The following is a 12980-nucleotide window of genomic DNA, read 5'->3' as shown; positions in this document are numbered from 1 at the left end:
GAAATCATGCAAAACCAGAGAAGATCCGTATTAAAGAAGATGGCAGCCACGCTGGCTGGTATAACAGGTATCAACGCCATCGCAAAAGCCGCCGCTCCGGCATTACCCGACAGTGCGCCACAGGGCGAAATTGTATATGACCAGGATGTACCGTTGTTCTCCAGCTTCAGAGTACATGGCAACATGGTATTCGTAGCAGGTATCGGCGCTCACTTTGAAGGCGATATCAAAGCGCATACAGACCACGTACTGAAAGAAATGGAGAAAGTACTGATAAAGGCAGGTTCTTCTATGAATAAGGTGCTGAAGGTAAGTGTGTTCCTGCACGACCTGAATGACTACAAAGCAATGAACGAAGTATACAAAGGGCGTTTTGGCAGTAACCCTCCTGTACGCACTACAGTAGCTGTTTATGGTGGTGTGCCGGGCGATTCTCTCGTAGAGATGGATTGCATCGCTACCCTCTAAAGAAACGCTTTTTTTTACTCTTTTCTTTTTACATATGAAACGCAGAGACTTATTGAAAAATATGTCTGCAATACCCGTATTCGGTGCATTTGCAGGCAGCGCTAAACTATTGCCCTTAACTGACGGATCAGCACAAGCGGCAGCAGGTGCAAAAGACTATTTCAAAGAACTGGGTATCCGTACGTTTATCAATGCGGCCGGTACATATACCTTCATGACGGGTTCCCTGATGCGGGACGAAGTAATGAGCGCGATCAATTACGCCTCCAAAGAATATGTGCTGCTGGATGAATTGCAGGATAAGGTTGGACAGCGTATCGCAAAATTGCTCCGTTGTGAATATGCAACGGTTACTTCCGGTGCAGCCGCAGCTATGACCTTAGGGGCAGCAGGTGTACTGACCGGTATGGATGAAAAGAAGGTGGCACAGCTGCCTTTCCTGGAAGGCAGCGGTATGAAGACGGAAGTCATTATGCAGAAAGCGCATGATATCGCTTATGCACATGCTTTGAAGAACGTAGGGCTGAAAGTGATTTATATCGAAACAAAAGAAGAACTGGAAAAGACGATCAGTGACAAGACGGCTTTGATGTATTTCCTGAATGCGAACAACTTCGATGGTAAGATACAGGTGGAAGAATACCTCAGGATTGCTCAGGCTCATGGTATTCCAACGATGATAGATTGCGCGGCTGATGTGCCTCCGGTTGAAAACCTGTTTAAATATACCGCTATGGGTTATGATCTGGTATGTTTCTCCGGTGGTAAAGGCATACGTGGTCCGCAGAGCGCGGGACTGCTCTTGGGCAGAAAGAAATACATTGAAGCAGGAAGACTCAGTGCGCCGCCGCGTGGTAATACCATAGGAAGAGGACTGAAGGTGAATAAAGAAGAGATTCTTGGTATGCTCGTTGCGCTGGAAACCTATCTCGGTACAGATCATGATAAGGAGTGGAAAATGTGGGAAGCGCAGATCAAGTTGATCAGCGATGCGGTAAAGTCTGTATCTGGTGTGGAAACCAAAGTAGTGGTGCCGCCGGTCGCGAATCATATCCCGACATTACATATTTCCTGGGATCCCAAGAAGATCCCGGCAACGGCCGCAGAGGTCAGGGAGAAACTGCGTAGTGGCAATCCTTCCATAGAAGTGGCCGATGGCGCGAACCAGCATACTTTCAATGTGACAACCTGGATGCTGGTGCCAGGACAGGAAAAAATAGTAGCAACACAACTAAAAAAAGTACTGACAGAAAAAGCACTGTCAGAAGCGCATGGTTGATAAATGGTGTGTTTAGTCACCTAACAGGAGCAAGCAGGGCTGGTAACAATAAGCTCTAACGTTATCGGCTCTGCCCTGTTTTTAATTTGTATGCTTTCACGGTGAGTATATACGGAAACCACTCTCCATTCAGGTCTCAACATTAAAAAGTAATTAGATGAAGCGCATTATCCAATACCTGGTACTCCTGGTATCAGGGAGCCTTTTATTTGTCAATGCTCACGCGCAGCAATATACATTGCTGATCAAAGGCGGGCATGTTCTTGATCCGAAGAATGGTATCGATGCAGTGATGGATATTGCATTGTTAAATGATACGATTGCAAAAGTAGCTGCCAATATTGATGCGGCTACTGCAAAGAACGTGGTCGATGCAAAAGGATTATATGTCACGCCTGGTCTGATAGATATTCACACACACAACTTTATCGGTACTACACCGAATCGCTATCTTAATAACAGTTACGATGCGATCGCACCGGATGGTTTTACCTTTCGTTGTGGCGTTACTACGGTAGTAGATGCCGGCAGTTCCGGCTGGCGGAATTTTGAGCAGTTCCTGAATCAGACGATCATGCATTCCAAAACCCGTGTACTGGCATTTATCAATATCGTAGGCGGTGGTATGCAGGGCGGTCCCTATGAACAGGATCTCTCCGATATGGATGGGAAGATGACAGCGCTGACGATACGTCGTTATAAACAGTGGGTAGTCGGCGTAAAAGTAGCCCATTATGAGGGGGCAGAGTGGGCGCCGGTAGATCGTGCGGTTGAAGCGGGTAAAGTGACAGGAACGCCTGTAATGATCGATTTCGGAGGAAGTAATCCGCCTTTGTCACTGGAGGAACTCTTTATGCAGCACCTGCGTCCCGGTGATATTTTTACCCATGCTTATGCAAAAGTAAAGGGGCGTATGTCAATTGTGGATGATAATGGTAAACTTCGTCCGTTCGTATTTGAAGCCCGTAAAAAGGGCATCATTTTCGACGTCGGACATGGCGGCACCAGTTTCAGTTATTCACAGGCTGTACCTGCATTAAAAGCAGGATTCTTTCCTAACACGATCAGCACAGATATCCACACTGGTAGTATGAACGGTGATATGAAAGACCTGCTGAACGTGATGTCTAAATTCCTGAATATGGGGATGTCTGTACCTGAACTGGTAAAGGCTACTACATCAGAAGCGGCGAAAGTAATCCGCCACGAGGAACTGGGTAGTTTGTCTGAGCACAGTATTGCTGATATTGCCTTGCTCCGCGTGGAAAATGGTAAATTCGGTTTTACAGATGCGAACACCCGTATGGAAGGCGACAGTAAATTACTGTGTGAATTAACCGTTCGTGCCGGTAAGATAGTATATGATCTCAACGGATTAGCAGCACAGCATAAGTAACCTCTCCTGAATGGAATCGTCATTCCCTTGCAACCAATTCTTAATTCTTAATTTTTAATTCTTAATTGAATGAAATTGTTCCACTTCTTCCCATTATTGCTGGTCCCATTTTTTCTCCGTGCACAAACAATTCCAAAGGAGGAACTGGTATTCCTGACTGCTGACTGGAAAGGAGAACGTTTTCCTGATGGTAGACCCAAAATACCCGACGCCATCATAGAACAGGCGCGTACGGTGAGTCTGGACGATGTCTGGACCATACTGGAAGGAGAGGGCTATCACTGTCAGTTTGATGGAGGATGGAAAATGATTTATGATAACAAACCTATCATAGGACGTGCAGTAACAGCGATGTTTATTCCTGCACGTCCGGATGTTGAAGCACATGTGAAGGAGAGAGGACAGCAGAAAGGTTTTAAAGGTAATAGTAATTCCTGGCCTATACAGCAATTGAGCAAAGGTGATGTGTATGTGGCAGATGGTTTCGGGAAGATTGCGGACGGTACTTTGATAGGTTCTACACTGGGGAATGCTATCTATGCCCGATCTGGTAACGGCGTGGTATTCGATGCTGCTGCAAGAGACCTGGAAGGACTGAAAGAAATTGAAGGATTCAATGCATTGGTAAGAGACTGGGATCCTTCTTTTCTGAAGAATGTAATGTTATCGGGTTTGAATGTGCCGGTGCGTATCGGTCGTGCGGTGGTATTACCTGGTGATCTTGTCTTAACCTCCAGTGAAGGGGTGGTATTCGTACCGGCGCATCTTGCAGAAAAGGTGATAGGGATCGCTGCTTTTATCCAGGTAAAAGATAAGTTCAGTTTTGAGATGCTGAAGGCAGGTAAGTATACGCCCGGTGAGCTTGACAATAACTGGCCGGATGCGATCAGACAAGCCTTCCTGGACTGGCAGCACAAACAACAGGGACAACAACCTATGACTCGTCAGGCACTCGACAAAATGTTAGAGAAGCGGACCTGGTAGTCTGATTAATAACTATGATTGATTAATGTTTCCACTTATGAGTACAATACCTCCCTTTGCCGGGCCTTTCATCATTGCGTGCTGGATCGTACTGGCTATTATCTGCTCCAGACGTGAACAGACGCGCGGTTTTGTATATACGCTGACCATATTCGCGGCAGTGACAACCGCTATGTATTATCCTCAATACTTTCTGACTGTGGGTGGTTTTGACTTGTCGAAGCTGATCACGCCACTGATACAGATCATCATGTTTGGTATGGGAACAGCCATGAGCGTACGTGATTTTTATGGCGTTATTAAAATGCCGATGGGCGTATTTACAGGTGTGGTTTGCCATTTCACCATTATGCCTTTCGTCGGCTGGTTCCTGGCGCATCTGTTTAAGTTCCCGCCGGAGATAGCGGCAGGTGTAGTGTTGATAGGTACCGTGCCTTGTGGGATGGCTTCTAATGTGATCTCTTATCTGGCGAAAGCGAATCTTGCATTGTCAGTCACCCTGACAGCTGTTTCCACTATGCTGGCGCCTTTTGTGACGCCTTTCCTGATGCGCTGGCTGGCAGGCAGCTATGTGGATATCAGTGTAACAGCGATGATGTGGGATATCTGCAAGATCGTAATACTTCCGGTAGCGGGAGGACTGGTATTTAATCATTTCCTTAGCGGCAAACTGAAATGGCTGGATAACATCATGCCGAAGATCTCGATGTCGGCGATCGCTTTTATAATTGTCATTATTACGGCTAAAGGACGGGAGAGTCTGCTGGATGTAGGGGTATTGCTGATCCTATCTTCATTGATACATAACCTGTCCGGGTATGGGCTGGGATACTGGTTATGCCGCCTGATCAGGATGAATGAACAGGATTGCCGTACAATAGCGATAGAGGTAGGTATGCAGAACGGCGGACTGGCAACGGCCATTGCTAAAAACATGGGTAAGATTGCTACTGTCGGCCTGGCGCCTGCTGTATTTGGTCCGTTGATGAATGTAACCGGCTCACTGCTGGCATCCTGGTGGCACAGGCATCCACCGGTGGAGGTGGAACTGAATGACAAAGCCGTCCCGCTGGAAACGGAACGGCTTTAGTTTATCACGTATAATGTGCTGAAAACAATGCGTCGCACATTATTTGAGTGGAATATTACATAAAGACAAACGGGAATTACAAGTTAAGTGGCTATCAAGATAATCACAAAATGTGAAAAAACTATTCTTTTAAGGTAATTTTTTACGGTTTTTTTTATTAGGTTACTCACTTTGACCCATAAATTGTATTTTGTTATACAAAACCACGTATATGAACAATCCTAAACACCGTAGGGAATTTCTCAGGCAAATGGCATTGTATACAATGGGAGCAGGCCTCTTGCCTTCTGTCCTGGCCGCCTGCAACAACGGCGCTTCCACAAAGGAAAGCAAAGACAGTACCAACGTAGCAGGCACCTCTGGCGCTGCTGCGGCGAAGGAGCTGTTCTTTAAGATCTCTCTGGCAGAATGGTCCTTTCATGACGCTTTATTTTCCGGTAAGCTGAATCACCTTGACTTCCCCGCAAAAGCAAAGAATGACTTTGGTATCGAGGCAGTTGAGTATGTGAATCAGTTCTTTAAAGATAAAGCTACCGATAAGGCATACCTGGCAGATCTCAAGAAGCGTTGCAGCGACAATGGTGTGCGTAGTGTACTCATTATGATTGACGGAGAAGGTGAGATGGGAGATCTGGACGTGAAGAAAAGAACGAAAGCTGTGGAAAATCACTACAAATGGGTAGAAGCAGCTGAATATCTGGGTTGTCATGCTATCCGCGTAAATGCAGCGGGAGAGGGCAAACCAGATGATGTATCCAAAGCGGTGATTGAGTCATTGGCTAAATTATCCGGCTTTGCCAATACACACAATATCAGCGTGATCGTGGAAAACCATGGAGGCAGCTCCTCCAATGGTAAATGGTTATCCAATGTAATGAAACAGGTGAATATGCCGAACTGCGGTACCTTACCCGACTTCGGTAACTTTTGCCTGAATCGTACCAAACCTGTGGATAATACACCACAGGGCTGGGCTGCTACAAAATGCCTGGAAGAGTATGATCGTTACGAGGGTGTAACAGAACTGATGCCCTTTGCAAAAGGAGTAAGCGCTAAAACGCACGACTTTGACGCAGAAGGTAACTGTATCGAAACAGACTATCGCAAGATGCTAAAAATAGTGAAGGACGCCGGTTATACAGGTCATATCGGAATCGAGTATGAAGGCACCAGGCTCTCTGAAGAGGAAGGTGTTCGCAAGACGCTGGAGTTGCTGAAGAAAGTAGGCGCAGAAATCAGCTGACGCCTGAGATGAATTGAAGAAAACGGAGGTATGTCGTATAGATATGCCTCCGTTTTTATTTTAGCCAGATACCCCGGGTACAATAATTGCCTGCTTTCTGTTAACTAAACTTGTTCCCCTTGGATCTTCAATCCGGATATCCTTATTCATTGGTCAGATATGGTCTGCCGTTTAACTACCCCCGTCTGAATCGTGATCTTAGTACTGACGTCTTGATCATAGGAGGAGGCATTTCAGGCGCATTAGCGGCTTTTTATCTGACGGAGGCTGGTATACCTGCTACGGTTGTGGATGCGCGTACAATCGGGCTGGGAAGTACCTGTGCAAGCACTTCCCTGTTGCAATATGAGATCGATATCCCCTTGACAGAGCTGTCAGCGAAAATAGGAGAGAAGAACGCTGTTAACGCTTATCATCTTTGTTACGAAGCTATCTTCGCATTGGAGAAGATCTGTAAAAAGATAAAGGCGCCCTGGTTTGACCGCAAACAAAGTCTCTTTGTCGCTTCCTACAAGAAAGACCTTGGCTTGATCCGGAAGGAGTTTGCTGCGCGGAAAGCAGCTGGTTTCGAAGTGGATTACTGGGATGATGAAATGGTCAGAAAGAACATGGGATTTGATGCACCTGGCGCTATTTATTCAGCTGTTGCCGCCCAGACAGATGCCTATATGCTGACACATTCCCTGCATCAGTATAATATCGGCAAGGGGATGGAAGTTTTTGATAAAACAGGTGTCACGGGTATTCGTCACACGCGTAATGGCGTTATCGCCAACACATCGGAAGGCTATGACATCAAGGCAAAATATCTGATTATTGCTACAGGATACGAAGCCTCCCAATACATCAAAGAACCATTGATTGAACTACGTTCCACTTATGCGGTCGTAAGTGAAAGTGTAGCCGGCGAGGACTGCTGCTGGTATAATGACTGTCTGATATGGGAAACGAAAGATCCTTATCTGTACATGCGTCCTACGATGGACAAGCGGCTGCTAATTGGAGGACGAGATGAAGAATTTTATAATCCTTCCCGTCGTGATAAACTGATCCATAAAAAAGCTGCTGCGCTTAAACGCGATTTTGAAAAGAAGTTCCCGCATATACCTTTTATACCTGCATTTGAATGGACAGGTACTTTTATTACTACCGGAGATGGACTTCCCTTTATTGGTAATTATCCTGCTATGCCGCGTACCTTTTTTGCACTGGGTTTTGGTGGGAATGGTATTACGTTCAGCCAGATTGCTGCGAAGATATTGACTGATATTATTCAGGGTAAAAAAGAGAAGGTGCATTCGATGTTTGCATTTGGAAGAGGGGAGTAGTGTTTCGCTTAAATGCTTTGCTATGGCTTGTTTGAAAGCATATTTGTTCGATTTGTCAGTTTGTTCACTTTTTTTCTCCTAATAGGTTTTTTATTCACTTTTATGCATGTTTGCCCGGCATCATTGTCGTGATGGTGGATGCATTATTTTGCAGTCATGAATTTAGATACATACCATTGTTCAGTTAACCAGACCACCGGATTTTTTGAATTTCATAGTGAAGGTCCGAATGGGCGGATAAAGAAAATTGTTAACTACAGGAACTTTATAACGATAATGATGGGGCACTGGCATATAATCTTTGCTTCGGCGATTGGGACGATAGCGCAGGGATAATGTGTGATCGACAGGTATAATAATGATAAGAATAAAGTATTGTCAACAGTTGCCGGTACGATTATGGATTTTACAGAGGAGAATCCTGGTTGTCTTATTTATGGAGGAGGAAGTACAGCGGCGCGAACGCGTTTGTATCAAATGACTATAAATTCTAACTGGGAAATGGTCACTAAGTTTTTTTTTTATAGAAGGGAAAATTAATGATGACTGGGAACCATTTCAGCGGAATAGAAATTATCAGGCGCTGTCTGCTGTCAGAAAGTAACAAAGTGCTTTAGATATTAAATGATCACTATAACTAAAAAGAGAAGTTATGAAATTGGCTACATCAAAAAGAAAAAATGATTACACTTTTCCCAAGCCTCAATTTACTATTGACAATAACATGAGAGACTATTCTGATGATCCGTTTTTTAAAAAGAAATTTGAACAAGCTAAGGCTAGTCTTGAAAAGTGCCCTATTCCCGATCGTTTAGTAACACTTGCGAAGAGAAATCTGGCAATTGCAAAAAGTCGGGCAGCTCTTTGCGAGTCCGGGAATGTTATTAATCCCGGATAAAGATTTATTCAAATTTGATGAGGTTGTTTTTTTGATGCTATAAAACGAAAAATGCATGCTTTGATATCCCGGTTATCACAGAAGACAAATCGTTCTCAATAACCTATATCAAAGCATGCATTTACCTATCGGTGGTGCTAAATATTAAAACTCAATCATCACCTTATTCTTCTTCACATCAAAACTAAACTTCGCTGTCTCTTTCATCTTCTCCAGCACACTCTTCAAAGTCATTCCCTGAAACTCGCCATTCACACCACCCGCATGTGAAGGATCTCCATCCACATAAATCTCTGTACTATACCATTCTTCCAGCTTCCTTACCGCATTCATAAACGGTTCATCATGGAAAACCAGTTTATCCTGTAACCAGGTTTCCATATCTACCGGATGGTACGTCTCTTTTTCCATGAGATCGATCTCTTTGTTCGCCAGTACCATATTGCCGATAGCTAATGACTCCGGCAGGGTATCTGTTTTGGAATGGTAAGACTTCTTCACTTCTACTTCTCCTTTTAAAACATAAGCTGTCGCGCCCTGCTGCGCTTCAAAACAACGGATCTTAAAAGCTGCAGGTGTCTTTGCCGTCATTACCAGGATATTGGTCTTGACAGTCAGCGGGAATGCTGTCGTATCAAAATAAGCCTCCCCGTCCAGTAAAAGAGTATGGTTTGTCGTGAAATCCGGTGGTACAAGCAGACGGGAATGACTATTTAAAATAACGCTTATTCCGCCTGGTAAAGTGACTTTCTTGCGTTCTCCGATGGCGCCCTCATAAGTGGTATATTGTACCCCGGCTTCCTGAAATCCACCTAAAACTGTTTTTTTGCCTTGTTTACAGGAAAACAGAAACGTCCCTGAACAAAGTATAATAAGTACGAAAAAGCCCGCTGTCCGGCGGGTTAAAGAATGCTGCTGATTGGAAGGCACTGGGAATACTGATTTTGATGAAGATATAAAATTAAAGAAAAAATATAGGAAGGTAGCTTTATTGAGTTTAAATAAGGGTAATTTCTTGGATGATTTCTCTAAGAAAGAGAGATTTTCGTTAGATGTTTTCGAAACGATTGTAATCGAATTGTTATAGTTCCCAGATCATTTTTGCTGAAATCCCGCCGTACGATAACTTTGCGGCCCATGGAAAAGCAGCTATCATTATCATTCGAGAATACCGCCATAGCTTTTGAATCAAAGACAGACAAAGCATTAAAAAAAGCTGACTTCCTGTTTACCAATATAGGTAAGCCCTGGCTGGTGAAAGTGGGAGCAGCGGTGACACCGTTTGCCCTGAAAATCGGATTACCTATTAAGGGACTGATCCGTAGCACCATCTTCAGCCAGTTCTGCGGAGGCGAAAACCTCCAGGAGGCTGCTGCTACAGCCAGCTCACTGGGTAAATTCCACGTTGGTGTAGCACTGGATTATGGTGTTGAAGCCATGGAAGGGGAGGAAAACTATGACCATGCGGTACCTGAGTTCGTTCGCGCGATCGAATATGCCGCAGGTAATCCCAACATTCCTTTTATCGCTATTAAAGTGACCGGCTTTGCCCGCTTTAGTCTGCTGGAAAAACTCCATGCCAACGAAACCCTGACGCCTGAAGAGGCAGCAGAGTATGCAAGGGTACGCCAGCGTATACAAACGATCGCCGCGACTGCCGCTAAACATAAGGTGGGTCTGCTGATTGATGCGGAAGAATCCTGGATCCAGCAGCCGGTAGATGACCTGACTGAAGAACTGATGGCACAGTTCAATACAACGAATGCCATTGTATATAATACTTTCCAGATGTACCGCCACGACAGACTGGCCTTTCTTAAACGTTCTTTCGAGAAGGCACAGCAGCAGGGCTACCTGCTCGGAGCTAAACTGGTAAGAGGCGCTTACATGGAAAAAGAGCGTAAACGTGCGGAAGAGATGGGCTACCCTTCTCCGATCCAGCCGGATAAAGAAGCTACCGACCGTGACTACAATGCCGCTGTGACCTTCTGTATGGAGCGTCTTGATAAGCTGGCTGTATTTGTCGGTACACATAATGAACAAAGCAGTATGCTGGCTGCTAGTCTGTTACACCAGCAGGAACTGCCACACAATCACCCACATGTCAGCTTTTCCCAGCTCCTGGGTATGAGCGATAACATCACCTTTAACCTGGCACATGCCGGTTATCATGTATCCAAATACCTGCCTTATGGTCCGGTAAAAGACGTAATGCCGTACCTCCTCCGCCGTGCACAGGAAAATACCTCTATCTCCGGTCAGGTAGGCAGAGAATTAGGTCTTATCCGCAAGGAGAGAAAGCGCAGAGGTATTTAGGAATTTTATCAGACGTTGTAACTTTCCAATATGAAGAGCGTTTCATGACAGTATATACAACTGTTGTGAGACGCTTTTTTAATTCAACCAGAAGCGTTGATTAGGGTGAGGCACGAATTTCCATAAAATCAGATAAATATTAATGTTATGAAAAATGCTGTACTGTTCATGGCTGTTGCTATGACCCTAGCCTTTATTGCCTGTAAAAAAGATAAGAACGAACATCAGGTAGATGATGCTTTACTACCAAAAACAGTAGCCAACTTGCAGGGCGAATGGGAAGCCGTATCTTTTCTGACAGTTACCGGTGGACCATTGCGATGGGAACCTGTTACAGAGAAAGACCATATTACCTTTTCTTTTAATGGCTTATTTGTCTCGACACAGATGATATATGATACCTACCAGTTAAATATCATACATCCTGACAGCGACTCCAGGGATACCCTGTTAAACCTGTATAAAGCTTCACAACCACAGGCGCAGATCGGTAATTTTATTATTCACCGGTTGACAAAAGATACATTATTCCTCGACAACACATATTGTCTTGACTTTTGTTCGACCAAATATGTCCGCGTAAAATAAGGTAAAGGCAAAATTTTCGTTACTTTGTTCCATGGAACAATACCTTAAACTACTCCAACATATTATAGATCAAGGCAGTGTGAAAACAGACCGTACCGGTACAGGCACAACCAGCTGCTTTGGCGCCCAGCTCAGATTTAACTTACAGGAAGGCTTCCCCATGGTCACCACCAAAAAGGTGCACCTGAAATCCATCATATATGAATTATTATGGTTTCTGAACGGTGATACCAATATCAAATACCTGAAAGATCATGGTGTGAGCATATGGGATGAATGGGCAGATGAAAATGGAGACCTGGGACCAGTTTATGGTAAACAATGGCGTAGTTGGGAAACCAAAGACGGCAAAGTGATCGATCAGATCACAGAAGCAGTAAAAACGATCAAGAATAACCCTGATTCCCGCAGGATCATCGTGAATGCCTGGAACGTGGGCGACCTGCCAGATATGGCGCTGAGTCCCTGCCACTGTCTGTTCCAGTTCTACGTGGCAGAAGGCCGTCTGAGCTGTCAGCTGTATCAGCGTAGTGCGGACGTATTCCTCGGCGTACCTTTCAATATCGCTTCCTATGCAATCCTCACGATGATGATGGCGCAGGTATGTGATCTGGAACCAGGCGATTTTGTACATACTTTCGGAGACGTACACCTATATAGCAATCACATGGAACAGGCGAAACTGCAACTCAGCCGTCAGCCATTTGAACTGCCTGTACTGAAGATTAATCCGGCGGTAAAAGATATATTCGGCTTCAAATTTGAAGACTTTGAACTGCTGAACTATCAGCATCACCCTCATATCAAGGCGCCTGTAGCCATATAAGAGGACCGGAGATATCACTTTATTAATTCTAAATGTTTACTGCTTGACACTTTCTATAATCGTTGCGGCTTCTGAAAATAATGTAATAGGGATCAATAATCACCTGCCCTGGCATTTACCGGTTGATATGAAATACTTTAAGGATACAACGATGGGGAAACCTATCGTAATGGGTCGTAAGTCTTTCGAAGAACTGGGAAGAGTATTGCCGGGAAGACCTAATATCATGATCACCCGTCAGAAAGACTATACTGCCGAAGGACTGCACATCGTGCCTTCCCTGGAAGCAGGTATCGAAAAGGCTAAAACCTTTGGTACAGAAGAAATCTTCGTGACCGGTGGTGGTGAGATCTTCAAAATGGCTTTATCTATAGTAGACAGAGTTTACCTGACGCGTGTACATGCGACAGTACAAGGAGATACCTATTTCCCTGAATTCGATCCGAGAGGATGGAAACTGGTAAAGAATGAAAGGCATGAAAAAGATGAAAAACATGCGCATGCCCTGACCTTCCAGGTGTGGGAAAGAGAACATTAATCAATTTCATTACTTTGACAAAGTAA

13 protein-coding genes and 1 pseudogene are annotated in these 12980 nt (G+C 44.6%); 13 read left to right on the top strand and 1 reads right to left on the bottom strand.

All coding sequences use genetic code 11. The features are described 5' to 3' along the window. Positions 1 to 6 precede the first annotated feature (6 nt). The 9 genes and pseudogenes from CPIN_RS31975 to CPIN_RS31935 all read left to right on the top strand — a co-directional run bounded on the left by CPIN_RS31975 (position 7) and on the right by CPIN_RS31935 (position 8686). Positions 7 to 468, top strand: a complete 462-nt coding sequence (locus CPIN_RS31975) for a RidA family protein (protein WP_012794032.1) — start codon at positions 7 to 9, stop codon at positions 466 to 468. Between the two features lie 34 nt (positions 469 to 502). After that, the gene (locus CPIN_RS31970; RefSeq protein ID WP_012794031.1) at positions 503 to 1747 is read left to right on the top strand and encodes an aminotransferase class V-fold PLP-dependent enzyme; all 1245 of its coding nucleotides are present in this window, start codon (positions 503 to 505) and stop codon (positions 1745 to 1747) included. Between the two features lie 157 nt (positions 1748 to 1904). Next, on the top strand, positions 1905 to 3143 hold the full coding sequence (locus tag CPIN_RS31965) for an amidohydrolase/deacetylase family metallohydrolase (RefSeq protein ID WP_012794030.1): 1239 nt from the start codon (positions 1905 to 1907) through the stop codon (positions 3141 to 3143). Positions 3144 to 3212: 69 nt separating this feature from the next. Beyond that, the gene (locus CPIN_RS31960) at positions 3213 to 4127 is read left to right on the top strand and encodes an RraA family protein (RefSeq protein WP_012794029.1); all 915 of its coding nucleotides are present in this window, start codon (positions 3213 to 3215) and stop codon (positions 4125 to 4127) included. 37 nt (positions 4128 to 4164) lie between these two features. After that, positions 4165 to 5217: a bile acid:sodium symporter family protein gene (locus tag CPIN_RS31955; RefSeq protein ID WP_012794028.1), complete on the top strand. Its 1053-nt coding sequence runs from the start codon at positions 4165 to 4167 to the stop codon at positions 5215 to 5217. Between the two features lie 211 nt (positions 5218 to 5428). Continuing rightward, positions 5429 to 6460: a sugar phosphate isomerase/epimerase family protein gene (locus tag CPIN_RS31950; protein WP_012794027.1), complete on the top strand. Its 1032-nt coding sequence runs from the start codon at positions 5429 to 5431 to the stop codon at positions 6458 to 6460. Positions 6461 to 6579: 119 nt separating this feature from the next. After that, positions 6580 to 7788 carry an NAD(P)/FAD-dependent oxidoreductase gene (locus CPIN_RS31945; protein ID WP_012794026.1) on the top strand — a complete coding sequence of 403 codons (1209 nt, stop codon included), beginning with the start codon at positions 6580 to 6582 and terminating at the stop codon, positions 7786 to 7788. 138 nt (positions 7789 to 7926) lie between these two features. Continuing rightward, positions 7927 to 8328 (top strand): annotated as a pseudogene (locus CPIN_RS39795) (DUF6934 family protein). A 112-nt stretch (positions 8329 to 8440) separates the two neighbouring features. After that, positions 8441 to 8686 carry a hypothetical protein gene (locus CPIN_RS31935; protein ID WP_012794025.1) on the top strand — a complete coding sequence of 82 codons (246 nt, stop codon included), beginning with the start codon at positions 8441 to 8443 and terminating at the stop codon, positions 8684 to 8686. Between the two features lie 144 nt (positions 8687 to 8830). Here the strand turns inward: CPIN_RS31935 and CPIN_RS31930 are convergent, their stop codons facing one another. Beyond that, positions 8831 to 9616 carry a FecR family protein gene (locus CPIN_RS31930; protein WP_012794024.1) on the bottom strand — a complete coding sequence of 262 codons (786 nt, stop codon included), beginning with the start codon at positions 9614 to 9616 and terminating at the stop codon, positions 8831 to 8833. Between the two features lie 207 nt (positions 9617 to 9823). On the opposite strand from CPIN_RS31930, the gene CPIN_RS31925 reads away from it, so the two are divergent. The 4 genes from CPIN_RS31925 to CPIN_RS31910 all read left to right on the top strand — a co-directional run bounded on the left by CPIN_RS31925 (position 9824) and on the right by CPIN_RS31910 (position 12954). Next, positions 9824 to 11002 carry a proline dehydrogenase family protein gene (locus CPIN_RS31925; RefSeq protein WP_012794023.1) on the top strand — a complete coding sequence of 393 codons (1179 nt, stop codon included), beginning with the start codon at positions 9824 to 9826 and terminating at the stop codon, positions 11000 to 11002. A 147-nt stretch (positions 11003 to 11149) separates the two neighbouring features. After that, the gene (locus CPIN_RS31920; RefSeq protein WP_012794022.1) at positions 11150 to 11590 is read left to right on the top strand and encodes a hypothetical protein; all 441 of its coding nucleotides are present in this window, start codon (positions 11150 to 11152) and stop codon (positions 11588 to 11590) included. A gap of 31 nt (positions 11591 to 11621) precedes the next feature. Further along, a complete protein-coding gene (locus CPIN_RS31915) occupies positions 11622 to 12416 on the top strand; it encodes a thymidylate synthase (RefSeq protein ID WP_012794021.1) in 795 nt (264 codons plus the stop codon). A 43-nt stretch (positions 12417 to 12459) separates the two neighbouring features. Then, positions 12460 to 12954, top strand: coding sequence for a dihydrofolate reductase (locus CPIN_RS31910; RefSeq protein ID WP_012794020.1), 495 nt, complete (start codon positions 12460 to 12462; stop codon positions 12952 to 12954). The last annotated feature ends 26 nt before the right edge of the window (positions 12955 to 12980 follow it).

The organism is Chitinophaga pinensis DSM 2588 (genome assembly GCF_000024005.1).
GTDB classification, from domain to species: Bacteria; Bacteroidota; Bacteroidia; order Chitinophagales; family Chitinophagaceae; genus Chitinophaga; species Chitinophaga pinensis.
Note: the sequence above shows the minus strand (reverse complement) of the source record. Positions and strands in the feature narration are given on the sequence as shown.

Coding starts and splice junctions, on each gene's coding strand:
- CPIN_RS31975 (WP_012794032.1), top strand. CDS start 7: ATGCAAAACCAGAGAAGATCCGTATTAAAGAAGATGGCAGCCACGCTG.
- CPIN_RS31970 (WP_012794031.1), top strand. CDS start 503: ATGAAACGCAGAGACTTATTGAAAAATATGTCTGCAATACCCGTATTC.
- CPIN_RS31965 (WP_012794030.1), top strand. CDS start 1,905: ATGAAGCGCATTATCCAATACCTGGTACTCCTGGTATCAGGGAGCCTT.
- CPIN_RS31960 (WP_012794029.1), top strand. CDS start 3,213: ATGAAATTGTTCCACTTCTTCCCATTATTGCTGGTCCCATTTTTTCTC.
- CPIN_RS31955 (WP_012794028.1), top strand. CDS start 4,165: ATGAGTACAATACCTCCCTTTGCCGGGCCTTTCATCATTGCGTGCTGG.
- CPIN_RS31950 (WP_012794027.1), top strand. CDS start 5,429: ATGAACAATCCTAAACACCGTAGGGAATTTCTCAGGCAAATGGCATTG.
- CPIN_RS31935 (WP_012794025.1), top strand. CDS start 8,441: ATGAAATTGGCTACATCAAAAAGAAAAAATGATTACACTTTTCCCAAG.
- CPIN_RS31925 (WP_012794023.1), top strand. CDS start 9,824: ATGGAAAAGCAGCTATCATTATCATTCGAGAATACCGCCATAGCTTTT.
- CPIN_RS31920 (WP_012794022.1), top strand. CDS start 11,150: ATGAAAAATGCTGTACTGTTCATGGCTGTTGCTATGACCCTAGCCTTT.
- CPIN_RS31915 (WP_012794021.1), top strand. CDS start 11,622: ATGGAACAATACCTTAAACTACTCCAACATATTATAGATCAAGGCAGT.